Source organism: Stenotrophomonas sp. NPDC077420 (assembly GCF_044543385.1).
Lineage (GTDB): Bacteria > Pseudomonadota > Gammaproteobacteria > Xanthomonadales > Xanthomonadaceae > Stenotrophomonas.
Genome location: NZ_JBITVZ010000009.1, coordinates 36,691 through 60,862 on the forward strand (window position 1 = coordinate 36,691; position 24,172 = coordinate 60,862).

General features: G+C 65.5%; 25 protein-coding genes, 2 tRNA genes and 1 other RNA gene. 19 read left to right on the forward strand and 9 right to left on the reverse strand.

Features of this window, described 5'->3' with window-relative positions; all coding sequences use genetic code 11:
- Positions 1-2 precede the first annotated feature (2 nt).
- The gene (gene dnaQ, locus ACIGII_RS10530; protein ID WP_399637875.1) at positions 3-728 is read left to right on the forward strand and encodes a DNA polymerase III subunit epsilon; all 726 of its coding nucleotides are present in this window, start codon (positions 3-5) and stop codon (positions 726-728) included.
- 123 nt (positions 729-851) lie between these two features.
- Here dnaQ and ACIGII_RS10535 read toward each other — a convergent pair whose 3' ends face one another.
- Positions 852-1,556 (reverse strand): PP2C family protein-serine/threonine phosphatase, encoded by a 705-nt coding sequence (locus ACIGII_RS10535; protein WP_399638131.1) that lies wholly within the window; start codon positions 1,554-1,556, stop codon positions 852-854.
- 171 nt (positions 1,557-1,727) lie between these two features.
- On the opposite strand from ACIGII_RS10535, the gene ACIGII_RS10540 reads away from it, so the two are divergent.
- Both ACIGII_RS10540 and ACIGII_RS10545 read left to right on the forward strand, forming a co-directional pair.
- Positions 1,728-1,818 (forward strand) — tRNA-Ser (locus ACIGII_RS10540).
- Between the two features lie 331 nt (positions 1,819-2,149).
- Complete coding sequence (locus ACIGII_RS10545; protein WP_399637877.1) at positions 2,150-2,554, forward strand: DUF6165 family protein; 405 nt, start codon at positions 2,150-2,152, stop codon at positions 2,552-2,554.
- A 123-nt stretch (positions 2,555-2,677) separates the two neighbouring features.
- Here ACIGII_RS10545 and ACIGII_RS10550 read toward each other — a convergent pair whose 3' ends face one another.
- Positions 2,678-3,721: a glycosyltransferase family 9 protein gene (locus ACIGII_RS10550; protein WP_399637879.1), complete on the reverse strand. Its 1,044-nt coding sequence runs from the start codon at positions 3,719-3,721 to the stop codon at positions 2,678-2,680.
- 21 nt (positions 3,722-3,742) lie between these two features.
- On the opposite strand from ACIGII_RS10550, the gene ACIGII_RS10555 reads away from it, so the two are divergent.
- Positions 3,743-4,492, forward strand: coding sequence for a 3-deoxy-D-manno-octulosonic acid kinase (locus tag ACIGII_RS10555; RefSeq protein ID WP_399637882.1), 750 nt, complete (start codon positions 3,743-3,745; stop codon positions 4,490-4,492).
- A complete protein-coding gene (locus ACIGII_RS10560; RefSeq protein ID WP_399637884.1) occupies positions 4,492-5,241 on the forward strand; it encodes an MBL fold metallo-hydrolase in 750 nt (249 codons plus the stop codon). Before ACIGII_RS10555 ends, ACIGII_RS10560 begins: the two co-directional genes overlap by 1 nt.
- A 65-nt stretch (positions 5,242-5,306) precedes the next feature.
- Here the strand turns inward: ACIGII_RS10560 and ffs are convergent.
- Positions 5,307-5,403: signal recognition particle sRNA small type (gene ffs, locus ACIGII_RS10565), an RNA gene on the reverse strand.
- 350 nt (positions 5,404-5,753) lie between these two features.
- On the opposite strand from ffs, the gene ACIGII_RS10570 reads away from it, so the two are divergent.
- From ACIGII_RS10570 to ACIGII_RS10595, 6 genes are all read left to right on the forward strand, one after another.
- On the forward strand, positions 5,754-6,071 hold the full coding sequence (locus ACIGII_RS10570) for a DMT family transporter (RefSeq protein WP_399637887.1): 318 nt from the start codon (positions 5,754-5,756) through the stop codon (positions 6,069-6,071).
- A 432-nt stretch (positions 6,072-6,503) separates the two neighbouring features.
- The gene (locus tag ACIGII_RS10575; RefSeq protein WP_399657511.1) at positions 6,504-7,232 is read left to right on the forward strand and encodes a tyrosine-type recombinase/integrase; all 729 of its coding nucleotides are present in this window, start codon (positions 6,504-6,506) and stop codon (positions 7,230-7,232) included.
- Positions 7,205-7,744: a tyrosine-type recombinase/integrase gene (locus ACIGII_RS10580; RefSeq protein ID WP_399657514.1), complete on the forward strand. Its 540-nt coding sequence runs from the start codon at positions 7,205-7,207 to the stop codon at positions 7,742-7,744. The genes ACIGII_RS10575 and ACIGII_RS10580 overlap by 28 nt, the downstream gene beginning before the upstream one ends.
- A gap of 936 nt (positions 7,745-8,680) precedes the next feature.
- Entirely contained in the window at positions 8,681-8,857 is a 177-nt protein-coding gene (locus ACIGII_RS10585; protein WP_399638132.1) for a helix-turn-helix transcriptional regulator, read from the forward strand.
- Positions 8,858-8,925: 68 nt separating this feature from the next.
- Positions 8,926-9,345, forward strand: coding sequence for a helix-turn-helix domain-containing protein (locus tag ACIGII_RS10590; RefSeq protein WP_399638133.1), 420 nt, complete (start codon positions 8,926-8,928; stop codon positions 9,343-9,345).
- A gap of 1,851 nt (positions 9,346-11,196) precedes the next feature.
- Entirely contained in the window at positions 11,197-11,625 is a 429-nt protein-coding gene (locus ACIGII_RS10595) for a hypothetical protein (protein ID WP_399637893.1), read from the forward strand.
- Positions 11,626-11,768: 143 nt separating this feature from the next.
- On the opposite strand, the gene ACIGII_RS10600 is transcribed toward ACIGII_RS10595, so the two are convergent.
- Positions 11,769-11,861, reverse strand: a tRNA-Ser gene (locus ACIGII_RS10600).
- A 133-nt stretch (positions 11,862-11,994) separates the two neighbouring features.
- Between ACIGII_RS10600 and dnaX the strand changes: the two genes are divergently transcribed.
- The 4 genes from dnaX to ACIGII_RS10620 are packed head-to-tail and all read left to right on the forward strand — an operon-like array spanning position 11,995 to position 15,232.
- On the forward strand, positions 11,995-13,908 hold the full coding sequence (dnaX, locus tag ACIGII_RS10605; protein WP_399637896.1) for a DNA polymerase III subunit gamma/tau: 1,914 nt from the start codon (positions 11,995-11,997) through the stop codon (positions 13,906-13,908).
- Positions 13,909-13,914: 6 nt separating this feature from the next.
- Positions 13,915-14,235, forward strand: coding sequence for a YbaB/EbfC family nucleoid-associated protein (locus ACIGII_RS10610; RefSeq protein ID WP_145478448.1), 321 nt, complete (start codon positions 13,915-13,917; stop codon positions 14,233-14,235).
- Between the two features lie 2 nt (positions 14,236-14,237).
- Positions 14,238-14,834 (forward strand): recombination mediator RecR, encoded by a 597-nt coding sequence (recR, locus tag ACIGII_RS10615; RefSeq protein ID WP_399637899.1) that lies wholly within the window; start codon positions 14,238-14,240, stop codon positions 14,832-14,834.
- Between the two features lie 47 nt (positions 14,835-14,881).
- Positions 14,882-15,232 (forward strand): histidine triad nucleotide-binding protein, encoded by a 351-nt coding sequence (locus tag ACIGII_RS10620; RefSeq protein WP_399637900.1) that lies wholly within the window; start codon positions 14,882-14,884, stop codon positions 15,230-15,232.
- A gap of 82 nt (positions 15,233-15,314) precedes the next feature.
- Here the strand turns inward: ACIGII_RS10620 and ACIGII_RS10625 are convergent, their stop codons facing one another.
- Genes ACIGII_RS10625 through ACIGII_RS10640 form a run of 4 tightly spaced genes read right to left on the reverse strand, consistent with a single transcriptional unit; the run spans position 15,315 to position 19,700 of the window.
- Entirely contained in the window at positions 15,315-15,839 is a 525-nt protein-coding gene (locus ACIGII_RS10625; RefSeq protein ID WP_399637902.1) for a Slp family lipoprotein, read from the reverse strand.
- Positions 15,836-17,782, reverse strand: coding sequence for a DUF3488 and DUF4129 domain-containing transglutaminase family protein (locus tag ACIGII_RS10630; RefSeq protein ID WP_399637905.1), 1,947 nt, complete (start codon positions 17,780-17,782; stop codon positions 15,836-15,838). Before ACIGII_RS10630 ends, ACIGII_RS10625 begins: the two co-directional genes overlap by 4 nt.
- Entirely contained in the window at positions 17,775-18,722 is a 948-nt protein-coding gene (locus tag ACIGII_RS10635) for a DUF58 domain-containing protein (protein WP_399638134.1), read from the reverse strand. Before ACIGII_RS10635 ends, ACIGII_RS10630 begins: the two co-directional genes overlap by 8 nt.
- Before the next feature lie 24 nt (positions 18,723-18,746).
- Complete coding sequence (locus tag ACIGII_RS10640; protein ID WP_399637907.1) at positions 18,747-19,700, reverse strand: AAA family ATPase; 954 nt, start codon at positions 19,698-19,700, stop codon at positions 18,747-18,749.
- A gap of 40 nt (positions 19,701-19,740) precedes the next feature.
- On the opposite strand from ACIGII_RS10640, the gene ACIGII_RS10645 reads away from it, so the two are divergent.
- Positions 19,741-21,582, forward strand: a complete 1,842-nt coding sequence (locus ACIGII_RS10645; RefSeq protein WP_399637909.1) for a glycosyltransferase family 39 protein — start codon at positions 19,741-19,743, stop codon at positions 21,580-21,582.
- An 18-nt stretch (positions 21,583-21,600) separates the two neighbouring features.
- Here the strand turns inward: ACIGII_RS10645 and ACIGII_RS10650 are convergent, their stop codons facing one another.
- On the reverse strand, positions 21,601-22,173 hold the full coding sequence (locus tag ACIGII_RS10650) for a Maf family protein (protein WP_399637911.1): 573 nt from the start codon (positions 22,171-22,173) through the stop codon (positions 21,601-21,603).
- Positions 22,174-22,282: 109 nt separating this feature from the next.
- On the opposite strand from ACIGII_RS10650, the gene ACIGII_RS10655 reads away from it, so the two are divergent.
- From ACIGII_RS10655 to ACIGII_RS10665, 3 genes are all read left to right on the forward strand, one after another.
- Positions 22,283-22,792 (forward strand): YceD family protein, encoded by a 510-nt coding sequence (locus tag ACIGII_RS10655; RefSeq protein WP_399637914.1) that lies wholly within the window; start codon positions 22,283-22,285, stop codon positions 22,790-22,792.
- Positions 22,793-22,900: 108 nt separating this feature from the next.
- Complete coding sequence (gene rpmF / locus ACIGII_RS10660; RefSeq protein WP_070207941.1) at positions 22,901-23,098, forward strand: 50S ribosomal protein L32; 198 nt, start codon at positions 22,901-22,903, stop codon at positions 23,096-23,098.
- A gap of 55 nt (positions 23,099-23,153) precedes the next feature.
- Positions 23,154-24,131, forward strand: coding sequence for a beta-ketoacyl-ACP synthase III (locus ACIGII_RS10665; protein ID WP_399637917.1), 978 nt, complete (start codon positions 23,154-23,156; stop codon positions 24,129-24,131).
- Positions 24,132-24,172: the final 41 nt, after the last annotated feature.

Consider the following 24,172-nt stretch of genomic DNA (forward strand, 5'->3'; position numbering starts at 1 on the left):
GCATGCGTCAGATCATCCTCGACACCGAAACCACCGGCCTGGAATGGCGCAAGGGCAACCGCATCGTCGAAATCGGCTGTGTGGAACTGCTTGAGCGCCGCCCGAGCGGCAACAACTACCACCAGTACCTGAAGCCCGACTGCGAGTTCGAGCAGGGCGCGCAGGAAGTCACCGGCCTGACCCTGGAATTCCTGGCCGACAAGCCGAGCTTCGCGCAGGTCGCCGAGGAGTTCCTGGCCTACATCGACGGCGCCGAGCTGATCATCCACAACGCCGCGTTCGACCTGGGCTTCCTGGACTACGAACTGTCGCTGCTGGGGGACCAGTACGGAACGATCACCGACCGCTGCACGGTCATCGACACCCTGAAGATGGCGCGCGAGCGTTATCCCGGGCAGCGCAATTCGCTGGACGCGCTGTGCAAGCGGTTGGGCGTGGACAACGCACACCGCCAGTTGCACGGTGGCCTGCTCGATGCCCAGATCCTGGGCGATGTGTACATCGCGCTGACCTCGGGCCAGGAGGAAATCGGCTTTGGTTCAGCCGACGCGGCCCGTCCCGGCACCGCCCAGGTCCAGGCCTTCGACACCAGCCGCCTGCTGCCGCGCCCGCGCGTGGTGGCCACCGCCTCGGAGCGGGAAGCCCACGAAGCGCGCCTGGCCAAGCTGCGCAAGAAGGCCGGCCATGCGATCTGGGACGGCCCGAAGGTGGAGGAGACGGTGGCGTAGAAGCATCACGACCAACGGTCGTGATCTACCGCCCGGCGCGGTCGATCGAATGCGGGTAGGTCACGACCGTTGGTCGTGACGGACATCGCGGTAGGTCACGACCGTTGGTCGTGACGGCTGCCATCAATGGCAACGCACCAGAATCACCGTGATGTTGTCCGACCCACCCCCATCCAGCGCCGCGGCCACCAACGTATCCACGCACTCCTGCGCACTCGCATCGTCGTAGGCCAGCGTCCGCGCGATCCCGGTGTCTTCCACCTCTTCGGTCAACCCATCGCTGCACAGCAGCAGCTGCATGCCCGGCCGCAGCTCCCCGGTGGTGGTCGCCACGTTCAGGTGCGCCGGATCGGTCACCCCCAGCGCCTGGGTCACCACGTTGCGATGCGGATGCGCGCGCGCCTGTTCAGCGGTCAGGTTGCCCTGCGCCACCAGTTCCTGGACCACGCTGTGGTCCTGGCTCAGCTGCGCCAATGCGCCGTCGCGCCACAGGTAGGCGCGGCTGTCGCCCACCCAGGCCACCTCATAGCGGTTGCCCTGGACGCGGGCGGCGACCACGGTGGTGCCCATCGGCAGGCTGTCGTTGCGGCGACGCGAGGTGCGGATGATCTCCTCGTCCGCAATGCGGATCGCATGGGCCAGCGACGCGCCCTGGCGGATCTCGCGCACGATGGTTTCGCGCGCGAGCGCGCTGGCGACCTCGCCACAGGCGTGTCCGCCCATGCCGTCGGCCACCAGCCACAGTGCCAGTTCGCCGTCCCCGTAGTAGGTGTCCTCGTTGAGGTCACGGCGCAGGCCAGGGTGGGTCAGGTGTCCGAATTCGATCATGGTCGCGCGCAGGCCGGGGAGTGTGTTGCTGAGGGATAACGGCATGATCGCGGCCCTGCGGACATCCGGCAAGGCATCGATACAGAAGAAATTCATCGGCAGCCACGGAATGGCTTGCCGTCAGCCCCGCCTCACCGTATTATTCGCTCCCCGGTTCGCCGGGGACCATCTGGAGAGGTGGCAGAGCGGTTGAATGTACCTGACTCGAAATCAGGCAGGCGTTTATAGCGCCTCGGGGGTTCGAATCCCCCCCTCTCCGCCAGACACGCAAAAAAGGCTGCCCTTCGGGTGGCCTTTTTTGCGTGTCTGGCGGAGAGGGGGGGATTGCAACGGCGCTGCGCGCCGTTGCCCCGCGATGCTTCCTCTCCCCGCCCCTGTCGGGGCAGCCCCTCAACAGAGGGGCTTGCCTCTTCGATGTGATCAGCGAACGAAGACATCTGCCAAGGCGTCGGACGCCGTGTAGAGCCGCGCCCTGCGTCGCTGCTCTTCGCGGGGCACCGCGCGTGGCTCTGCTGTCTGAACCACGGCTTCCCTGGGACACGCAGGGCGTGTCGCTACGCTTAAACTGTCTGCCTCCATCACGGGTGCCTTCCATGACCGCAGAAATCTCCGTTCCCGTCTCGTTTGGCGAGCTGCTGGACAAGATCTCCATCCTGCAGATCAAGTCCGAGCGCATCAGCGATCCGGCCAAGCTGGCCAACATCCGCGCCGAGCTGAGCGCGCTGGAAAAGACCTGGATGGCGCACCCGGCCGGCGGCACGGACATCGCCAAGCTGCGCGCCGAGCTCAAGGCGATCAACGAAGTGCTGTGGGATATCGAAGACAACATCCGCCTCAAGGACAAGGCCAACGCGTTCGATGACGACTTCGTCGCGCTGGCCCGCAGCGTCTACCAGAACAACGACCAGCGCGCGCGGATCAAGAAGGACATCAACCTCGCGCTCGGCTCGGTCTACGTCGAAGAGAAGTCGTACAAGGACTACACCGGCCGCGGCTGAGCGCGCCAGCGGCGAACGGCGGTACCGGTATTGCCGACCGGTAGCGCCGACCGTTGGTCGGCTGGTCGGGGCAGGCAGCCGGCTGACAGCCGGCGCTACCCATCGGGGCTATCGCAGCGGCGCTCAGGCCTGATCGGCCACATACCGCTCGAACGCGGCGATGCCGTCCTCGACCGTGATCAGCTGCATCACGTCGTCGAACTCGATCTTGGTGCCCCACTTCAGTTCGCTGGCCGGTTTGCCCAGGAACCTGCGCGCCGCATCGTCATAGCGGTCCACGCAGTAGCGGCGGTCCGAATAGGGGCCGCTGCGGTGCGGGTTGCTGGCCGCGTGCAGGCCCAGCACCTTGGTGCCCATCGCGTTGGCGATGTGCATCGGCCCGGAGTCCGGGGTCATCACCAGCGCGGCACGCGCCAGCAGGGCCGGCAGCTGTTTCAGGGTGTCCTTGCCCACCAGGTCCAGTGCCGGCGTCGCCAGTTGGGCCTGGATGGCGTCGGCCATGCCGCGCTCCAGTTCACTGCGGCCACCGCAGAGCACCACGCGCCAGCCGCGCGCGACAGCATGGTTGGCCACCGCCGCGTAGCGGTCGGCATACCAGTTGCGCCGGACATGGCTGGAGCAGGGCGAGATCATCAGCACCGGCCGGCCGTCGTCCTGCCACTGCGCCTGCGCCCACGCCACCGCCGCCGGCGGTACCGCCAGGTCCCAGCTGACCTCGGTCTGGCGGATGCCCAGCGGTTCGCCGAAGCTGCCGATCGCGTCCAGCACGTGGATGCCGGGGCGGTCGGGAATGCGCTCGTTGATGAAAAGCCCGTGCAGGTCCTTCGAACGCGCCTTGTCGTACCCGATCCGCCGCTGCGCCGGCACGAATGCCGACAGCACGTTGGCGCGGAACGCGACCTGCATCTGCAGCAGCGCCTCGAAACGGCCCGGCGGCAATGCCGCGCGCAGGGCGCGCATGCCGGCCAGGCCGGTCTTCTTGTCGTAGGCGTGGAAGACCACGCCGGGCAGCCCGTCCAGCAGCTTGTGTCCGGCCTTGTCGATGATCCAGTGCAGTGCAGTGCCCGGGCGTGCCTGCTGCAGGGTCCGCACCAGCGGCACCACGTGGGTGACGTCGCCCAGCGCGGACAAACGCAAAAGACACAAGGAAGAGGACGCTGATGCCATGGTGTTGTTAGACTCGAAGGAATGGTCGCATTCGACGCCACTGAAGCGCTGACGCCCTGCCGCGATGGACGCGGCATGGGTGCCATTCTGTTCGACCGCGAACGGCTGCGGCAAGCCGAGATGAGCCTGTTCTCCCCGGCCCACTGGGGCGAGCGGGCACGGCCGGTGGGCGAGGGCGGCCGCGGCGGGGCCTGGTTCGTCGACGCCCCGTTCGGGCATTGCGTGCTGCGCCAGTACCTGCGCGGCGGCATGGCGGCCAAGCTCAGCCACGACCAGTACCTGTGGCGTGGCGCCAACCGCACCCGCAGTTTTGCCGAATTCCGCCTGATGCGTGCGCTGCGCGCGCTGAAGCTGCCGGTGCCGCGCCCGATCGCCGCGTTCTACATGCGCGACGGCCTGCGCTACCGGGCCGCGCTGCTGATGGAGCGCCTGGAAGGCGTGCGTTCGCTGGCCGACCGCGCGCTGGTCGCCGGGCGCGGAGCGCCGTGGGAAGAGACCGGCCGCCTGATCGCCCGTTTCCACCGCGCCGGGCTGGACCATGCCGACCTCAACGCCCACAACATCCTGTTCGACGCCAACGGGCATGGCTGGCTGATCGATTTCGACCGCGGCGTGCAGCGCATCCCGGCCACGGCCTGGCGCGAGCGCAACCTCAAGCGGCTGCACCGTTCGCTGGTCAAGCTGCGCGGCGAGCGCACCCACGAGGAGGTCGAGAAGGACTTCGCGCGGCTGCGCCGGGCCTACGACCTGGCCTGGAACCGGGGATACTGATGGACTGGTCGCTGCGTTTCATGGGGGTCGGCAATGCGTCGGCCGTGCAGCTGGGTTCGCCGATGGCGGTGATCGAGCGCGATGGCCATCCCTGGTTGACCATCGACTGCGGCGGCGAAGGCCTTACCGCGTACCTGGCCCAGTACGGGCGCATGCCCGAGGCGCTGTTCGTCACCCATGTGCACCTGGACCATGTGGCTGGGTTCGAGCGGCTGTTCGTGGACGCTTATTTCTCGCCGCAGCGACGTGGCCGCATCCGCGTGTATGTTCCGGCGACCGTGGTGCCGCTGCTGCATCGCCGCGTGGCCGATTACCCGAACGTGCTGGCCGAAGGCGGTGCCAACTTCTGGGATGCGTTCCAGCTGATCGTGGTCGGCGATGCGTTCTGGCACGACGGCGTACGCCTGGAAGTGTTCCCGGTCCGCCACCACTGGCCGGAAACCGCGTACGGCCTGCGCCTGCAGGGCGCCCTGGTGTGGAGTGGCGACACCCGCCCGATTCCGGAAATGCTGGCCCGCTACGCCGCCGACAACGAATTGATCGCCCACGACTGCGGCCTGCACGGCAACCCGTCGCACACCGGCGTGGACGATCTCGAGCGGGAGTATTCGGCCGAACTGCAGGCGCGCATGATGCTGTATCACTACGCCAGCGAAGCCGATGGCGACGCCTTGCGCCAACGCGGTCACCGCGTGGCGACGCCGGGTGAGTGCGTACCCCTGTCAGCGCCAACGGCAATGCCGACGTAGAGCCGCGCTCTGCGCGGCTGCGCGGAATCTCCGAAACCGTTTCGCAGACCCCCAAACGGGTGACGGCCCCGCCGGCTGACCTCGGCGCCCGCGTCGATCGATACCGTTGCTGCCTTCCGGCCCTGGCGGGATTTTCGACCTAGCGTCGCGAGGGGCCGACGGGGCCGCCATAGAGACGTTGCACCGAAGTGCAGTCACTCAGTATAGCGCAGGCGCAGCCCAGCGCGGTAGATCCGACTGTCAGTCGGATTCGGCCCTTGGCGCAAACCCCGAATCCGCCTGGCAGCCGCCCGATGCACGCACCCGTGGCGACACGCCACGCGTGTCCCCGACCCACCCTGACCACCTCGTAACCCCCAACACGCCTTCGGCCCCCATCCTGCGCCCCATCCCCTAGAATCGCCCTCACCGTAGAGCGGGGCTCTTCCCCGCTGCACGCACCCCAGGAGGAACGGCCTCCCCCATACCGGGCAACAATGACCAGGACGACCTGGCCCCATAAGGAGGGCCACATGGCCTGGATCTATCTGCTTGTTGCTGGTGTTCTGGAAATCGTCTGGGCGTTCTCGATGAAGCAATCCGAGGGCTTCACCCGGCTCAGCCCGTCGCTCATCACCTTCGCCGCCATGGCTGCCAGCTTCTGGCTGCTCGCCCTGGCCATGCGCACGCTGCCGCTGGGCACCGCCTACACGATCTGGACCGGCATTGGCGCGGTCGGTGCGTTCATCGTCGGCATCGTGTTCCTTGGGGAACAGGTGAGCGCGATGCGGATTGGCGCGGCGGTGCTGATCGTGAGCGGGCTGGTGTTGATGAAGGTGTCCAGCGCGTAGCAGCAGTTAAAAATGTCGCCCTTCGGGCGGCACTGTTTGACCGGCGGGTTCGTCGAACGCGGCGGAATGGTGGCCGCTTCATTGTCGGGGATTGCGGGGCCCATCCATGGGCCCCGCCCCAACGCGCGCTCGGCGCGCGTTGGGGCCAGCCATTCGGCTGTCCGGATTCGCTCCGGGCGAATCCGTCGAACCCCCGTCCGCGCGTCTCGTCCACCGACTCTCCGCCAGACAAACGCAAAAGGCCGCCCATTGGGCGGCCTTTTGCGTTTGTCTGGCGGAGAGAGGGGCAGCCTCCGCCATGATTCACATTGCATCACATCGACTCAAACGAGCATTGTGGCCCAGTACAATAGGGCTTTCGTCGCATCATAAGACGTCACTGGGTAGCATCCTATGGCATCATCTGATGTTGGGACAGATGTTGGGACTGCTATGCCAAAGAAAGCTGCCGAGGGGCTGACAGCCATTCAGATTCCTGAGCTAGAGCCGGGCTTCCATCCGGAGGGCACTGTTACCGGGCTTTATTTGCGCGCAACTCCCAAGGGAGCAAAGAGCTGGATTCTGCGCATCGTGATCAACGGCCACCGCCGTGACATGGGTTTGGGCGGCTACCCTGCCGTAACCCTCGCAGACGTACGCAAAGCGGCCCGCAAGGTCCGCGAGGCTGTAGCAAGTGGCTCTGACCCTGTAGCGGACAAGCAAGCGCGCAGAATGGCGTACAAGGCCATTCCGACCTTCCAATGGTGTGCCGAGCAAACCATTGCTGCGAAGCGTCCGGAATGGAAGTCTGCCAAGCATGCCGCCCAGTGGACCAGCACCCTTGCCGCCGACGCCTATCCCGTCATCGGGAAGACTCCTGTAGACCAAATCGAGCTTTCTCATTTGCTGGAAGTGCTGGTCCCTATCTGGACGGTTAAATGCGAGTCGGCGACACGCCTACGCGCCCGGCTGGAAGCGGTGCTCGCTTGGGCGACCGCCTCGGGCTACCGCAAAGGCGACAACCCCGCGCGTTGGAAGGGGAACCTAGACGCTGTCCTGGCGAAGCCCAGCAAGATTGCAAAGGTGAGCCATTACAAGGCGCTACCAATTGATGAGATGCACTCCTTTGTGGCACGCTCCGCTTGCAGCAAGGCATGGCGGCGCGCGCGCTGGAGTTCCTGATTTTGACCGCCACTCGGTCCGGTGAGGTTCGCGGGGCTACATGGCAGGAAGTTGACCTAGATGCCGCTGTGTGGACCGTTCCAGCGGAGCGCATGAAAGCTGGCAAAGAACATCGCGCCCCGCTCAGCGCGCGCGCAGTAGCGATTCTCAAGGGGTTGCCGCGCATGGGTGGCACTGAGCTTGTCTTTCCCGCCCCAAGGGGGGGCAGGTTGTCGGATATGACCATCTCCGCCGTAATGCGCCGAATGCAGGTTGACGCTGTGCCGCATGGCTTTCGCTCTACATTCCGCGACTGGTGCAGCGAACGAACCAACTATCCTCGCGACGTAGCAGAGATGGCACTGGCCCATGCAATCAGCAACAAGGTTGAGGCAGCATACCGCCGGGGGGATCTATTCGTAAAACGGACGGGATTAATGGAAGACTGGGCCAATTTTATAGACTCCGCTAAGTCTGAAAGCACTGTGCTTAGGTTCCCCAGCACTCGGCGTGGAGCACGGGCGGGTGAGTGAGGTAGACAAACTCGCCGCAGGGGGAGGTCGCGGATCGTCGTCGTTTGTATGCTCACAATGTGAAAGTGTGGCTGGCCGTGGCGCGCAGGAGATCCGTGTTCGCTTTGTGTACGAAGCGTACGGAGAGTCAGGGCCATTGCTAAATCAGATGAGAGCTTACGGCTTAGCCACCAAGGAGGCCCGAGAGCTGGTTGCCACCTTAGCAAAGAGAGCGCGCAGGGAGGGAAAGGGACGACCGCGAACTCGCATCAACAAGGATGACATGGCCGGCATCGAGGGCGTCCTCGCTAGCCAGAGAGCATATCGCCACAACGGGACTGGATCAGACGGTCGGCCTTGCTGGCGATGCTCGTCCGGACAGAGTCACTGCGGGCGGGAGGTTGCTGAGCACTACCTTGTGAGCGTCTACCGGAATCACCGCCTATTGGACCCGCTCCTGGATCACTTCATTGACTATGGGCTGGGTACTGAGGTGGCTAAGGCGCTTCTCATCAGCTTTGCAGAGAGAGCTAAGCGGCCCCGCCGAGGAGTTATAACTTCGCAGTTCTTAGACGATCAAGATTACCGCATATGCATCTTGGTCGCGGATCAGCTAGGGGCGCTGAACGGCGATATCAACCGGCCAGGCAAGGCTTGTCGCTTGGTTCTCGAGAGGTTGCACCGGCTGGGTAAGGCTCAAGGCAATAGAGATGAAAGGACGTTAAGGCGCGTCTGGGCAAAAACCTACCCCAAGTACTGGTTTGTCTTTGACCAAGTAATCGCGAATGGACGTTCAGGCGTACTCGACGGCCTGCACCCCATTTACCCAAGTCTCTAGAAAATCGCACATTTTGTGTCCAGTTGCGCGGACGGTGATTGGCTTTAATAGCCTCATCTCCTCGCCTAAGGGCACATATGAAATCAGCTATTCATTTCCCCTCGCTGCCCGATGACGCGATGTTGCGAATTCGGGACCTACTTCCCGTCATCCCCTATTCCCAGGCGACGTGCTGGCGACGGATAAAAGAGGGGCAATTCCCGCGCCCCCATCGCCTTCCCGGCCGAATTACGTGCTGGCGTTGGGGGGACGTCCGTAGCTGGCTGGATGCGCAGACGCAGGGAGGTCTAAAGTGATTAATTTCGATGACCCAAACCTCTGGCACGACAAGATTACGTCAATTCAGAAGGAGACAGGCGTTGAGGTGCCAAGCGGAGCCGAGTCCAATCTGAGCACCTATTCGACCGACCAACTCCCGCGAACGTTGCCTAAGGCAGAAGCGCTCTCTGGAGGTCAAAAAAAACGAAACCCGGCTGGCGGACCGGGTTTCGCAAGAGGTTACAGCTTTAGCGAGAAATCGAATGATAATTCAATTGCTACCTACCCAGCAACCGGCTCGGCGAGAGCCAAGGTTCTGAACGCACTAATGCTTGGCAGAAACCTCACAAGTGCCGACGCTTGGCGCGAATTTGGATCGTCACGACTTGCCGCAGATGTTCACGAGCTCCGACGGATGGGATGGCCCATCCTCTCAACGTGGATAAATGTAACTACGCGTCGTCAAACGATGGCCCGCGTCGTCCAGTACCACCTCCCCTCGCCCAAGGGGGCTCTTGAACGATGAAAAGAAGATCCAGGAAAGCAGATGCGCATGTACGAATCTACTGGTACGAGGAGCGATGCCTCGCTTGGACGACAATGTCTCCCGACGCTCGCGCATTGCTCGTTGCGCTCAGAGGTCTGTATAGACCCTCGAACGGGAACGTTGTATTTCTTTCTATTAGAGAAGCAATGGCTCGCCTGAATATTGGGCAGAGACGCGCACAACGCGCATTCTCCGATCTTATCGAACGTGGCTGGATTGCTGTGGAAACCCCGGGCGGCTTCCAACAAAAGACGCGCCACGCCACAAGCTATCGCCTAGCAAATGAAGCTACCTGTGCACCTGGGGCCAACCCAAATAAGGCGTATCTTCGCTGGACGCCTGCACCTGCCGATCTAAAAAACACCGGTAATCATTGTGCATAGGCTCTGTAGTTGTGTTCGCTACAGTGATGAGGCTTAGTGAGAACTAATCGCCCTTTAGGTAGCCAATCCGACTACGGAAAGGGTGGTTCAAATGAGCTTTGCGTAGCCATCACAGCTACACAGATACTGCTGCCATTCCATGCGCTACTCACAGGGCTGAGTCAGCGCTCAGCAGCGGGGCGCTGCGACTATTTCGCGCAACCATAAAACTAGACGGACGCTTAATTTGTTCAGCCCCTAAAGGGTCGCAGTCAACGAGTACAAATCAAAACCGAATCCCCCCTCTCTTAGGGCTCCACCCCATGCTTCTCCCGGAATCGCTTTTCCATAAGCTCACATGCGCTAGCTACGAATCTCTTGGTGGATGGATCAAGAGACCTCCGCTCGTAGTCTTTCCAACACAGATCGATTGCGGCGCGCTCCTGACCCTTTTCTTTAGCCTTGGGTGACGGCCCCCGCATTGCTGCAATCAGGAGAAGTAAAACCAACAAGCCCGCGCCCAAACCAAAAATTAGGATTACCCACCCCGCGCCAGTGAGCAAAGGAGGCCGCACATGCGGCACGGGCGTCGGCGGAGGGGCTGCGCCACATGAAGGGCATGCCTTTGCAGTAGTGCTGACGTTGTGCCCACATTCGTGACAAGCTACTAAGGCCATCCTTGCATCCTCCTAGCAATTAGCCGGATTGTACCTGCATCACTAGGTTACAGGCCGTAGCTTGGGCTCTGGCGAAGAAAAAGGGGGGGGGGTTGTAAGGCCCATGGCCCTGTGACTAGAGTGCCTTCTAAGCCAACCGGGCCGAGCTAATAGGGACAGGGAAATCATATGAAGGCGCGCGCAGGAATGCTCTTTGTTTCACTTACGCTGGCTGGATGCGCAACCACTCCGGCTGACCACTCTAAGGCTCGCCCCGTCCCAGCGGATAGGCTATTGGGCTTTCAGTCCCTTGTAGATGGGCCAAGTGGAACTTTGGTACTGACCCGAGACAAGGGCTATCTTGGTTCCGGCTGTTACGCCGGCTTCTTCGTAAACGAAGAGCTTGCCGCCCGGATTGATAACTCTGAAACTGCAACATTCACTGTCCCTGCCGGTGAGCTGGTGCTTCGTGTGGGGGGCGACCCGAGCGGTCGCGGCTTGTGTGCGCTGAGCAAAGAGCATTGGACCCAGCGCGAAACCACCTTCCGGAACGGTGAGAAAAAGTTCTTTAGACTGTCGATAGACATGAACGGAAAGCTAGACATTCAGCGTGCTGACCCCGTTCTCCCCTGACACGCCTAGTCGCTCCTGAGCAGGGCGGGCGGCGCATCACATCTTCGGGTCTTCTATTTGCTTCGATCATTGCAAACCATGAGCCTTCTCCAAGGGAGGGGCTAGAAGGGCTCAAGACATGGAACTTGGGCCATTCGGTCTCAGGGGACAACATGTAACGAAAGGCTTCGAGGAAATATATGGGTATTAAAAATCTAGCAGTCGCAATTGTAGTGTTTTCGCTGCCATCTCTAGCTCTGGCGGATGATAGGCCCCCGGCCCTGGCGTTTTTGCAGGAGGTCAATGGTGCCTTCTATAGCTGTTCGCGACTGATTGGAGAGGGTGAGATGAACAATCAGATGTATGGCTCGTTTGCACCAAGTAGTACAGACCGAGTTCTTGATTGTGCTTCGACAGGTAGTGAGCGGGTCAAAGTTGCCTACGATGCTTACGTAGCGTCGCAACCGAAAGAAGATGAGAAAGCCGCTGCTAAAGAGGTCTATATCGCGTCACTGGCTTACGCTGACGCTATCCGCAATGCCTCTTCGAGGTCTGACCTAGACAATGGGAATGCTCAGGCTGGGCTGAGCAGGGCGAAGGCCGTTTTCATCGTGGATGCCGGGCTTTAAGTGAGCTCGTAACGCCGGTAGATTTTGCAGTCCCTAAAGCAGAGGCTACCCGTAGCGCGCTTCTGCCAGTGTTGGGATAGATGTTGGGATGCTGCGCGATGGAAAAGAAAAAGCCCCTGAAATCAGGGGCTTAATCTTTTATATGGCGGAGAGAGGGGGATTCGAACCCCCGAAGCGCGGTTTAGACGCTTACACACTTTCCAGGCGTGCTCCTTCAACCACTCGGACACCTCTCCGGACCTGCTGCGAACCCGCTGCAGGGGCGCAGATTCTAGCTGGGGAACGCGGCATGCACAAGCGCCTTCACGCAGGGGCGGGGGGGCTGGACAGGCGTGGCACAATGGACGTCCCGATGAAGACGGTGGCCTGATGTCCTATCTCGTCCTTGCCCGCAAGTGGCGTCCGAAGCGTTTTGCCGAGCTGGTGGGCCAGGAACACGTGGTCCGCGCGCTCAGCAATGCGCTGGACAGCGGCCGGGTGCACCATGCGTTCCTGTTTACCGGCACCCGCGGGGTCGGCAAGACCACCATCGCGCGTATTTTCGCCAAGTCGCTGAACTGCGAGCAGGGCACCAGCGCCGACCCGTGCGGCCAGTGCCCGGCCTGCCTGGATATCGACTCCGGGCGTTACATCGACCTGCTGGAGATCGATGCCGCCTCCAATACCGGCGTGGACGATGTCCGCGAGGTGATCGAAAACGCCCAGTACATGCCCTCGCGTGGCAAGTACAAGGTCTACCTGATCGACGAAGTGCACATGCTGTCCAAGGCGGCGTTCAATGCGCTGCTGAAGACGCTGGAAGAACCGCCGGAACACGTGAAGTTCCTGCTGGCCACCACTGACCCGCAGAAGCTGCCGGTCACGGTGCTGTCGCGCTGCCTGCAGTTCAACCTCAAGCGGCTTGACGAGGACCAGATCCAGGGCCAGATGACCCGGATCCTGGCCGCCGAAGAAATCGAATCGGACCCGACCGCGATCGTGCAGCTGGCCAAGGCCGCCGACGGCAGCCTGCGTGATGGCCTGTCGCTGCTGGACCAGGCCATCGCCTATGCCGGTGGCGCGCTCCGCGACGACGTGGTGCGGACCATGCTGGGCACCGTGGACCGCACCCAGGTGGCGGCCATGCTGGAGGCCCTGGCCGATGGCGATGGCGTGCGCCTGCTGCAGGTGGTGGCCGCGCTGGCCGAGTTCTCACCGGACTGGAGCGGCGTGCTGGAAGCGCTGGCCGACGCCCTGCACCGGATCCAGGTGCAGCAGCTGGTGCCCGGCGCCCAGGCCGATGGCGACGGTATCGATGCCGCCGCATTTGCCCAGCGCCTGCGCCCGGAAGTGGTGCAGCTCTGGTACCAGATGGCGCTCAGTGGCCGCCGCGACCTGCATCTGGCGCCCAGTCCGCGGGCCGGCTTCGAAATGGCCGTGCTGCGCATGCTGGCGTTCCGTCCCGCCGCAGCCGTACCGCCGGTGCCGCGCGACCCGGGTACCGGCACCGAGCGGGGCACCGAACCGCACGGGGCCGGGCAGGGCGGCATGGCCGCCGCTGCACCGGCGGCCGTGGCCGCCCCCGTGGCCGCGGCGACCGCCACGGTAACGCCGGTCCGCGCCGCCATAGCACCGGTCGCCCCGGCGGCCCCGGCCGCACCCGCCACGCCGGCACCGACCCCGGCGCCGATCGCCGCACCGGCGCCCGACGACGACCTGCCGCCCTGGCACCAGGCCGGCGCCGATGACCGTGACGAAGCGCTGGCGGTGGAACTGGCCAGCCCGGACGCGGCCATGGCCGCACCGTGGGAAGCCCCGCCGGTGCGCCCCGCGCCAGCGCCCGTGCAGCGCCCGCAGGGCTTCGCGGTGACGCCGCCGCCGGCGGTGGCCGCTGCGGCGACCGGCACGGTCACGTTGCAGTCCGCCGAAACCTGGCTGGAACTGGTCGCGCAGAGCCAGCTGAACGGTCCATCGCGGCAGCTGGCCGCGCATGCGGCGTTCGTCGGATTCCAGCACGGTGTCTTGAAACTGGCCGTATCGCCCGGATTTGAGTACCTGTGTTCGGACCGTTCGCTGGGGGCGCTGACCGAGGCGCTGTCCGGCCCGCTGGGGATGACCCCGCGGATCGTGATCGAACACGGCAACGCCGAGGCCGAAACGCTGCACCAGCGGTCCGACCGCCAGCGTGGCGAACGACAGCAGGCGGCCGAAGCTGCTTTCATGGCCGACCCGTCGGTGCAGCTGCTGATCCAGCAGCATGGCGCCCGGGTCGTGACCGATTCCATCCGTCCTTTTGAAGAGTAATACGACATGCGCGGCAACATCGCCCAACTGATGCAGCAGGCCCAGAAGATGCAGGAAAACCTGCAGAAGGCCCAGGAAGAACTCGCCAAGCTGGAAGTCACCGGCAGTGCCGGCGGCGGCATGGTCAGCGTGACCCTGACCGGCGCCAAGGAGTGCCGCAAGGTGCGCATCGACCCGTCGATCCTGTCCGATGCGGAAATGACCGAAGACCTGGTGGCGGCTGCGTTCAACGACGCGTCCAACAAGATCGACGCCGAGTCGAAGAACCGCATGGGTTCGGCCACCGCCGGCATGCAGCTGCCGCCCGGCATGAAGCTGCCGTTCTAAGCGTGAGCCTGCCCCTGCTCGAACAGCTGATCGAGGCCTTCCGGGTGTTGCCGGGGGTGGGCCAGAAGACCGCCCAGCGCATGGCCTACCACGTGCTCGAACGCGAGCGCGCCGGTGGCCAGAAGCTGGCCGAGGTGCTGGCCAAGGCGATCGAACGCATTGGCCACTGCGCGCAGTGCCGCGACTTCAGTGAGACCGAGGTCTGCGCGGTGTGCGCCAATGGCAGCCGCGAACGGCAGCAGCTGTGCGCGGTGGAATCGCCCGCCGACCGGCTGGCGATCGAATCGGCCACCGGCTTCCGTGGCGTGTACTTCGTGCTGCAGGGCCGGCTGTCGCCGCTGGACGGCGCGGGCCCGCGCGAACTCGGCCTGGACCAGCTGGAAGCGCGGCTGGGTCAGGGCGAGGTGCAGGAGCTGATCATCGCCACCAGCGCCACGGTCGAAGGCGAAGCGACCGCGCATTACCTGGCGCAGCTGGCCCGCGCACACAAGGTGCGCCCCAGCCGCCTGGCGCAGGGCCTGCCGCTGGGCGGCGAGCTGGAATACGTCGATCGCGGCACCCTGTCGCACGCGTTCGGCACCCGAACCGAAGCAACCTAACCGGTAGCGCCGGCCATGGCCGGCCCACCCAGACATCAGGTGACGCAATGACCCAGGACACCCTGTTCGGAAAGATCATCCGCCGCGAGATTCCCGCCACCATCGTCTACGAAGACGACGAGGTGCTGGGGTTCAAGGACATCGCGCCGCAGGCGCCGGTGCACGTGCTGTTCATTCCGAAGAACGAGGCCATTCCCACGCTGGACGATGTGCAGCCGGGGCAGGCGCACCTGATCGGCAAGCTGGCGTTGGCTGCGGCGGAATACGCGCGGCGCGAAGGTTTCGCGCAGGACGGCTACCGCATCGTGATGAACTGCCGCGAGCACGCCGGGCAGACCGTGTTCCATATCCATATGCACCTGTTGGCCGGTGCGCCGCTGGGGCATTTCGGGGCATGAAAAAAGCCGCCCTTGGGGCGGCTTTTTTAATTGCGTGCCGACCAACGGTCGGCACCTACCGGGCCTCTTGCCGACCAGCGGTTTACCACCAGCCCCAGCCGCGGTAGCCCCAGCCCGGACCCCAGCCCGGGCCCCACGGGCCGTATGGGTACACCGGCACCACATCGACTTCGCGCTGTTCCGGCCACAGGTAGACCACGTCCGCCTCCAGCTTGGGCAGGCGGTAGTCGTACTCGCCAATGCGGGTGTTCTCATACCCGGCGATCTTGCCGATGAAGGTCACGTCGCGACCGGCTTCGAACACCGCCGGGTCGTAGAAACCGGCGCGGCAGGCAACGAAGCGGCCATCGCTGGCGTCGTTGGAGGAGGTGTTCGGGCGGCCGCTGCCATTGAGCGGGCGCGACAACAGCTGGAAGCAGGTCTGGCCCTGGCCGGGGGTGGTTTCGATGATGCGTCCGCCCCAGCGGACCGGGGTGCCCACCTGCTGGGTGGCGACCGAATCGCGCGGACTGACCACGCTGAACTGTCCCTGCAGCGGTTTGGGTGCGGTGGCACAGGCAGCCAGCGCCAGCGACGCGGCAAGGGGAAGCAGGATCTTGACGTTCATGAGGTTGCTCCGGTGGACGGGCGATGCCTGTGCAGGTCACGCACGAGTGAAGGGTCTAGCTCGTCGCCAGCGTACCGCGCCTGAACGAAACGGTGGCTGAGCGACATCAGCGCCGGGTCGGGGCGCTGCCGGTGGACGCGCTGCGCCCAGTCCGTGGCGGTTTCTGCAGCCTCCCTGGCCAGGCCATGCCGCGCGTAACGCCGCCCCAGCCGGTGCCAGGCCCGCAACAGCGGATCGCGCTCGCGTTCCCCGCGGGCCAGCAGCCATGCCATCCAGCCTAGCGCGCCGCCTGCGAAGGCAATGAAAATGCCGATCAGCTGCGTCGGCTGCAGGCGGTCGATACCGAATGGCTGCAGCAGTTTCTGCTGGCGGGTGGCATCGAAGGACAGCACCAGGTCGTTCCAGCTGCGGCGCAGGAAATCACCGACCTGGCCCACCTGCAGCCAGCCGCCTTCCAGCGTCGCGCCGTCACCGTCGCCCAGGCGGCTTTCCAGCGTGTCGTAGATGCGTTCCGGTGCCACTGCGGCGGTCGGGTCCACGCGTACCCAGCCGCGCTGCGGCAGCCACACTTCCGCCCAGGCATGCGCATCCATCCTGCGCACCACGTAGTAGTTGCCATACGGGTTGCGCTGGCCACCGGCGAAGCCGGTCACCACCCGGGCCGGGATACCGGCGTTGCGCATCAACACCACGAACGACGAGCTGAAATGCTGGCAGAACCCGGCCTGCTGGTCGAACAGGAACTCATCCACGCTGTCGCGCCCCGGCGCCGGCGTGGACAGGGTATAGGCGAAGCGCGAACGCACCCACTGCAGCGCGCGCGACACGATCGCGGCATCGTCCTGCCCGGCCTCCTGCCGCCATTGCCGGCCCAGCGCTGCGGTGCGCGGGTTGAACCCCGCCGGCAACTGCAATGCTTCGCGGCGCTGGAAGGGCGTGAGCGGCTCTGCATAGGCCGCCGGCGGTGCCGATTGCAGTCGCCAACGGGTCAACGAGGACAGGCTCTGGGTGCTGCGCAGGCTGTAGTCGCCACCCAGGCTGGCGCCGGCAGGCGCCTGCAGCGGCAGGTCCAGCGCCACCAGCTGGCGTCGGTCGGTGGGCTCGTAATCGATCTGGTAGTCCCACTGCGGCGCGGCGCGGGTTACCGCAGCGGGCGTGCGACCGTCGCTGCTGGCGTCGCGTTCCCAGCGCCGTCCGTCGAACTGGGTCATCACCGGCCCGCGCCAGTAGCGCTGCTCGGGTGCAGGCACGTCGCCGAAGAAGGTCACCCGCAGCGCGGTGGCATCGTCGGCCATCAGGTCCAGCCACTCGGACGGGTCCATGCTGTCGGACAGCCCGGGCTTGCCGACCGCGCGCTCCGGCAGGCCCCACAGGGGCTCGCTCAGGCGCGGAAACAGCCAGAACCCGGCCAGCGCCAACGGCAGCCCCAGTGCCAGCAAGCGACCGACCCCGCGGAGCTGGCCCCCCAGCGCCGCATTGGGCGCGTCGCCTTCGGCGTGCGCCAGGCGTTGCAGGGTAAGCAGGATGGCCAGCGCGGCCAGCATCGCCAGGCCCATGGTCAACGGGCCCTGGTCGAGCAGGAACGCGGCGAACGGCGCGAACAGGGCGAAGCCCAGCAGGCTGCGCGCATCGCGCAGGCTGCGCAGCTCGCTGGATTTGAGCGCCAGCATGGCCGCCAGCAGGGCGCAGCCGGTGTCGCGTCCAGGCCGCGCGCCCAGTTGCCAGTAAACCGCCGCCAACATGCACAGCACCAGCAACACGCGCACCGGCGCTGGCAGCACGCGTTGCCCGGACGCCAGTGCGGTGATCACCGCGACCGCCGCGAAAACGCCCGCCAGCACGGAGGGCAGCTGCAGCAGCAACGGCACCAGGGCCAGCGCGCAGCTGGCCAGCGTCCAGCGCCGGGCCGGGGGGGACAGCAGGGAAATGGGCAGGTCAGCCATGCGGCATCAGCGCCAGGGCGCGTTGGCAGAGGTGATGGTGGCTGCTGCCCTGGGCCGGGCCCAGCACCGGGTGTCCGGGCAGCTGCAGGGTGTAGCGGCGGCCCTCGCGCTCGGCCAGGTCGACCCAGCGCGCCAGCCGCGCGATGCGCGCTTCGCCCGGCAGCGGCGCCAGCTGGCGCCAGTCCAGCAGGATGTCCACGCCGACCGGCTTTTCATACTCGCGCACCAGCAGGGTGTCGCGTCGCGCCGAATGCTTCCAGGCAATGCTGCGTGGCGCATCGCCGGCGCGGTAGGGCCGCAGCTGGTGCAGCTCGTCGCCGCTGGCGTGCACCCGGGTGTGCAGTGGATCGCCGTCGCCGCCGGGCAGCGGCGGTGCGTGCGTTTCCGGCGTGGCATAGACCAGCAGCGGTGCGTCCGGCCATACCCACGACCAGGCACGTACCAGTCCCAGTGGCTGCGTTGTCGACAGCCGGATGCGTTCCAGGTCCAGCCAGCCACGCCGGTGGGTCGGCAGCGGCAGGTCCACTTCGATCTGGTCGGTATCGACAAGGTGCCCATAGGCCACTGCATCGCCGAGCGACACGACCAGACCGCGCCGCACCCGCGTATCGGCACGCGAGAGGTTGATGCGCAGCCGCAGCACCGCGCCGGCCACCACCGGCTCGGCGGAGACCGCGTCGATCTGCAGGCCGGACAGCTGCAGGTGCGCGGTGACGGTACTGGCGATGGCCACCGTGGCCAGCAGCAACGCCAGCAGCAGGGCCGGGTTGTTGTTGTAGTTCAGCGCACCCAGCAGCATCGCGCCCAGCAGCACGGCGACGAACAGGCCGAAGCGGGTTGGCAGGACATAGATGCGTCGCCGTCCCAGCCGTTGCGGCAGGCTCTCGGGCACGCGGGGGCGTGTAAGTGCCCGACCGCTGGCCGCACGCAGGTGGTTCAGGCGGTCTCCCCAGCCGCTGCGCACTCAGTCCACCGGAACCGTCTGCAGGATGGCGCGGGCCAGTGCCGGTCCGCTGCTGGCCTCGGCCTCCGGGACCAGGCGATGGCCGGCCACCGCCACGAACAGGGTCTGCACGTCTTCGGGCACCACATGCCCGCGCCCCAGCAGCAGGGCGTGCGCCTTGGCCGCGCGCAGCAGCGCCAGCCCGGCGCGCGGCGACAGCCCCACCCGCACCCCGGCATGCTGGCGGCTGCGTGCCAGCAGCGACTGCACGTACTGGATCAGTGCCTCGCTGGCATGCACCTGGTTCACGGCGTCGCGCAATGCACGCACCTGGTTGTCGTCCAGGCAGGCGGTGGCCTGCGCGATCAGGTGGCGGCGGTCGGTGCCGCGCAGCAGTTCGCGTTCGGATTCGGGATTGGGGTAGCCCAGCGCCAACCGCAGCAGGAAACGGTCCAGCTGCGAATCGGGCAGGGGGAAGGTGCCCGACAGGTCCACCGGGTTCTGCGTGGCAATCACGAAGAACGGGTCCGGCAGGGGATGGGTCACCCCGTCCAGGGTGACCTGCTGTTCGGCCATGGCTTCCAGCAGTGCGCTCTGCGTGCGTGGCGGTGCGCGGTTGATCTCATCGGCCAGCAGCACATGGGTGAAGACCGGGCCCGGGTGGAACTGGAACTGGCGTGTGCTGGCCTCGTACACCGAGACGCCGAGCACATCTGCCGGCAACAGATCCGAAGTGAACTGCACGCGCTGGAAGCCCAGCCCCAGGCTGGAGGCCAGCGCATGGGCAAGCGTGGTCTTGCCCAGGCCGGGCAGGTCTTCGATCAGCAGGTGGCCGCCGGAGAGCAGCGCAACGAATGCCAGGCGGACTTCATGGGCTTTGCCGAGCACCAGGCCATTGACCTGGTCCTGGGCCCTGCGCAAAGCCTGTCGCAGTTCTTCGGGTAGCATGGCGGGCACGCGGGGCTGATTATCCATGTCCGTCTCGTCTCGATGATTCCTTCGATTCTATAGAGCAATGCAGGGCGAACAACGCGCGCGCACAATTTTTCTGGTGTTGTGGACGCTCATCACCGCAGTGAAGCTGGTGGTGGCTGCGCGTCTGCCCCTGTTCGTGGACGAAGCGTTCTATTGGCAGGAAGGCCAGCACCTGGCGGCGGCCTATTCGGATCTTCCCGGGCTGACCGCCTGGCTGGCGCGGCTCGGCGTGGAGCTGGGCGGCAACCATGTGCTGGCGTTGCGCCTGCCGTTCCTGGCGATCGGGGCTGCCTTGCCGTGGCTGGTCTCGCGCATCGCCACGCGCTGGTTCGGCGCGGTGGCCGGTTGGCAGGCCGGCAGCCTGACCGTGTTGATGCCGCTGTCGGCCACGCTGGGCATGCTCGCCGTGCCCGATGTGCCGATGGCGTTGGCCGCGGTGCTGTGCCTGGATGCCGGGGCGCGCCTGCTGCGCAATGTCGACGCGGCCGCGGCAGTCAAGTTGTCGCTGGGTCTGGTGATCGGCGCGCTCAGCCACTACCGCTTCATCGGCGTGATCGTGGTTGGCTTCATCGCCCTGTTGTTGCTGCCGCAGGGGCGGCGCAGCCTGCGCGACCCGCGTGTATGGGTCGCGCTGGCGGTGGGCGTGATGGCATGGTTGCCGCTGCTGGCCTGGAACGCCGACAACCAGGACGCCGGCCTGAAATTCCAGGTAGTGGAGCGGCATCCCTGGGCCTTCCAGTGGAGTGGCCTGTGGTTCCTGGTGATCCAGCCGATGCTGGTCACGCCGATCCTGTGCGTGGCGATGTGGAAGGTCGCGTTGGCCGGTACGCGCCCGGGCGGCGGTGCCCGCGCGCAGTGGCGCTACTTTGGCCTGGTGGGGGCGGTGTCCACGCTGGCGATCTTCGCGCTGGGGTTCTTCACCGACGTGGAACGGATCAGTTTCCACTGGCCGCTGCCTGGCTACCTGGCCCTGCTGGTGGCGGTGCCGGTGGTGCTCAACGGCTGGCCCCGCTGGCTGCGTCGTACCGGCTGGTGGCTGGCCGGGTCGGGGCTGGCGCTGGCCTTCGGCTATTACCTGATGGCGTCAACGCCGAGCCTGCGCGCGCAGCTGGCAGGCGACAAATACTACCCGCGCAACTTCGCCGGCTGGGCGCCGCTGGCCGACGCGGTGCGCGCGGAACTGGCCGGCATGCCGCCCGGCACGCGGGTGCTGGCCGGCAACTTCAAGGTGGGTGCGGAGCTGGGCTTCCAGTTGCGCGACCCGCGCATTGAAGTGCTGCGCCACCCGCTCAACGACAAGCATGGCCGCACCGCGCAGCTGGGCCTGTGGGGCCTGCTGCACGATGGCCAGCGCGATGCGCCGATGCTGCTGGTGCTCTCGCCCAGCGACCAGCGCTACCGCGACCTGCTGGAGCGTTACCACGATGTCTGTGCGCAGGTAGGCCCGTTGCCGCCGCCGCGGGTGGTCAGCCAGGACCACGGTTACCAGCGATTCCTGTTGTTCAAGCTGCCTGCACGGCGCGTCGATGGCCCCTGCGTGACCCCGGCGATGGCCTGGATCGACGCGCCCATGCAGGGCGCCCGCGTCGGCGAGGACATGCAGGTGCGCGGCTGGGCATTCAAGGATGGGGTGGGGGTGTCGCGTGTTGAACTGCTGATCGATGGCACGCCGATGGGCGATGCGGTCTACGGCCGTGCCTACGACATCACCCCGGCCTGGAAGATCTCCACCGATCCGCAGCATCCGCACGTGGCATTCGATGCCACGCTGGACACGCGCGGGCTCGCGCCCGGCACGCACTGGTTGGGCATGACCCTGTACGGCCATGACGGCAGCGTGGAGCAGTGGCAGGAGCAGGCCTTCACCGTGCCGGCACGCTAGAGCGGCACCCGCCCCGGCTCAGGGCAGTGCGTACCCGCAGCGGCGCAGCAGCCCGGCCAGCGCGATCAGCGGCAAGCCGACCAGGGCGGTGGGGTCGCGGTTGTCGATCGCGTCGAACAGGGTGATCCCCAATCCCTCGCACTTGAAGCTGCCGGCGCAGTCCAGCGGCAGCTCGGTGTCGACGTAGCGGGTGATTTCGCCCGCGTCCAGGGTCCGGAACCGCACCTGGGTCAGGTCGCAGGCCTCCAGCACCTGCTGGTCGCGGACCAGGCAGAGCGCGGTATGGAAGGCCACGGTCTGGCCGGACATGGCGGCCAGCTGCGCCTGGGCGCCGGCGACATCGCCCGGCTTGCCCAGCGGGGTCCCATTCAGGTCCGCCACCTGGTCCGAGCCGATCACCCACCGGCCGGGATGGCGCGCGGCCACCTCGGCGGCCTTGGCCCGTGCCAGCCGCACCGCCAGGGCCTGTGGGGCCTCGCCGGGGGCGGGGGTTTCGTCCACGTCCGGCCGTGCCGTCTCCAGGGGCAGGCCAAGCCGTTCCAGCAGTTCACGGCGGTAGCGGGAGGTGGAAGCCAGCAGCAGGGGAAGCATGCGACAATACCGGGCAGCGGGAGTGGGGCGCACTCTACCGTACCCCGGCGCAGCTGGGGCGCGGCGGCATTTGACAACAGTCGATGGCGTCCTTAACATTCTGCGGCTTATGTCCGCGAACGTGCCCGAATTGCTGGATGCCTGGCGGATGGTCGCAGCACGAAGGTGCTTCGACGGTCAGGTAGAACTGGCAGAAATGACCCGCCTGCAAGGCCTCGTTGCCGATACCGAGGGAAAGTGCACGTTTGCGCTTGAATTCGGCCACGACGACGTCTTGAAGGTATCCTATGTGGACCTGTCCATCGACACCGAGCTGCCGCTGATCTGTCAGCGCAGCCTGCAGCGTTTCCTGCTGCCGGTGTCGGTGAAGCAGCGGCTCGGCCTGATCCGCAGCGAAGACGAAGAGTCTTCCCTGCCGGAGGAGTACGAGGCGATGCTGGTGCCGGAGGATGGCAACCTGCGTCCGCTGGACCTGGTCGAGGACGAACTGGTCCTGGCCGTCCCCGTGGTACCGCTGTCGCCCGAGGGCGAGGCAGTGAACCGGGACTGGGCGCCGACCGAAGAAGAACAGAGCAAGGCCAATCCGTTCGCGGCATTGGCGGCGTTGAAGAAACAATAGCAGCCGGATTGTCGTCGGCGGCTGCGGCGAAAGCGAAGAATGTGCTGGGCGCTGGCGTCCTGCGCGACGATACGACGAAGCAAATCGAACCGAGTTTGGAGCAATCCCATGGCTGTGCAGAAATCCCGTGTTACCCCGTCCCGCCGCGGCCAGCGCCGTTCGCATGACGCCCTGAGCGCCAAGCAGCTGTCCACCGACCCGACCACCGGTGAAGTGCATCTGCGTCACCACATCACCGCCGATGGTTTCTACCGCGGCAAGAAGGTGATCGCGACCAAGTCGAACTCGGCCGTCGAAGAAGATTGATTCGTGAGGGCCGCTGTCCGCCGGACAGCGGCCTTTACCTTTTACAGGAATTGCAATGAGCAAGCGGATCTACTCGAGGATCGCGGGCACTGGTAGTTATTTGCCCGAAAAAGTGTTGACCAACCAGGATCTGGAGAAAATGGTCGACACCAGCGATGAGTGGATCCAGACGCGCACCGGTATCCGTGAGCGGCACATTGCCGCGGAAACGGAGACCACCAGCGACCTCGGCTACCACGCCGCGGTACGTGCGTTGGAAGCGGCCGGTATCGACGCGTCCCAGCTCGACATGATCGTGGTGGGCACCACCACCCCCGATCTGATCTTCCCGTCCACCGCGTGCCTGATCCAGGCCAAGCTCGGTGCGACCGGCTGCCCTGCCTTCGACGTCAACGCCGCCTGTTCGGGCTTCGTGTTCGCGCTGGGCGTGGCCGACAAATTCATCCGTTCCGGTGACGCCCGCCATGTGCTGGTGATCGGTGCGGAAACCCTGACCCGCATCGTCGACTGGAACGACCGCACCACCTGCGTGCTGTTCGGTGATGGCGCGGGCGCGGTGGTGCTCAAGGCCGATGAAGACACCGGCATCCTGAGCACCCACCTGCATTCGGACGGCAGCAAGAAGGAACTGCTGTGGAACCCGGTGGGCGTCTCGGCCGGTTTCGGCGAAGGCGAGCAGGCCCGCGGCGCGATCCTGATGAAGGGCAACGACGTGTTCAAGTACGCCGTCAAGGCGCTGGACTCGGTCGTCGATGAAACCCTGGATGCCAACGGCCTGAGCAAGGCCGACCTCGACTGGCTGATCCCGCACCAGGCCAACCTGCGCATCATCGAAGCCACCGCCAAGCGGCTGGACATGTCGATGGACCAGGTCGTGGTTACCGTGGACAAGCACGGCAACACCTCCTCCGCGTCGGTGCCGATGGCGCTGGACGTGGCGGTCCGCTCGGGCAGGGTGCAGCGCGGCCAGTTGCTGCTGCTGGAGGCCTTCGGCGGTGGCTTCACCTGGGGTTCGGCGCTGCTCCGTTATTAATACGTTAATCGGTTCACGCGAAACGGCCCCGATGGGGCCGT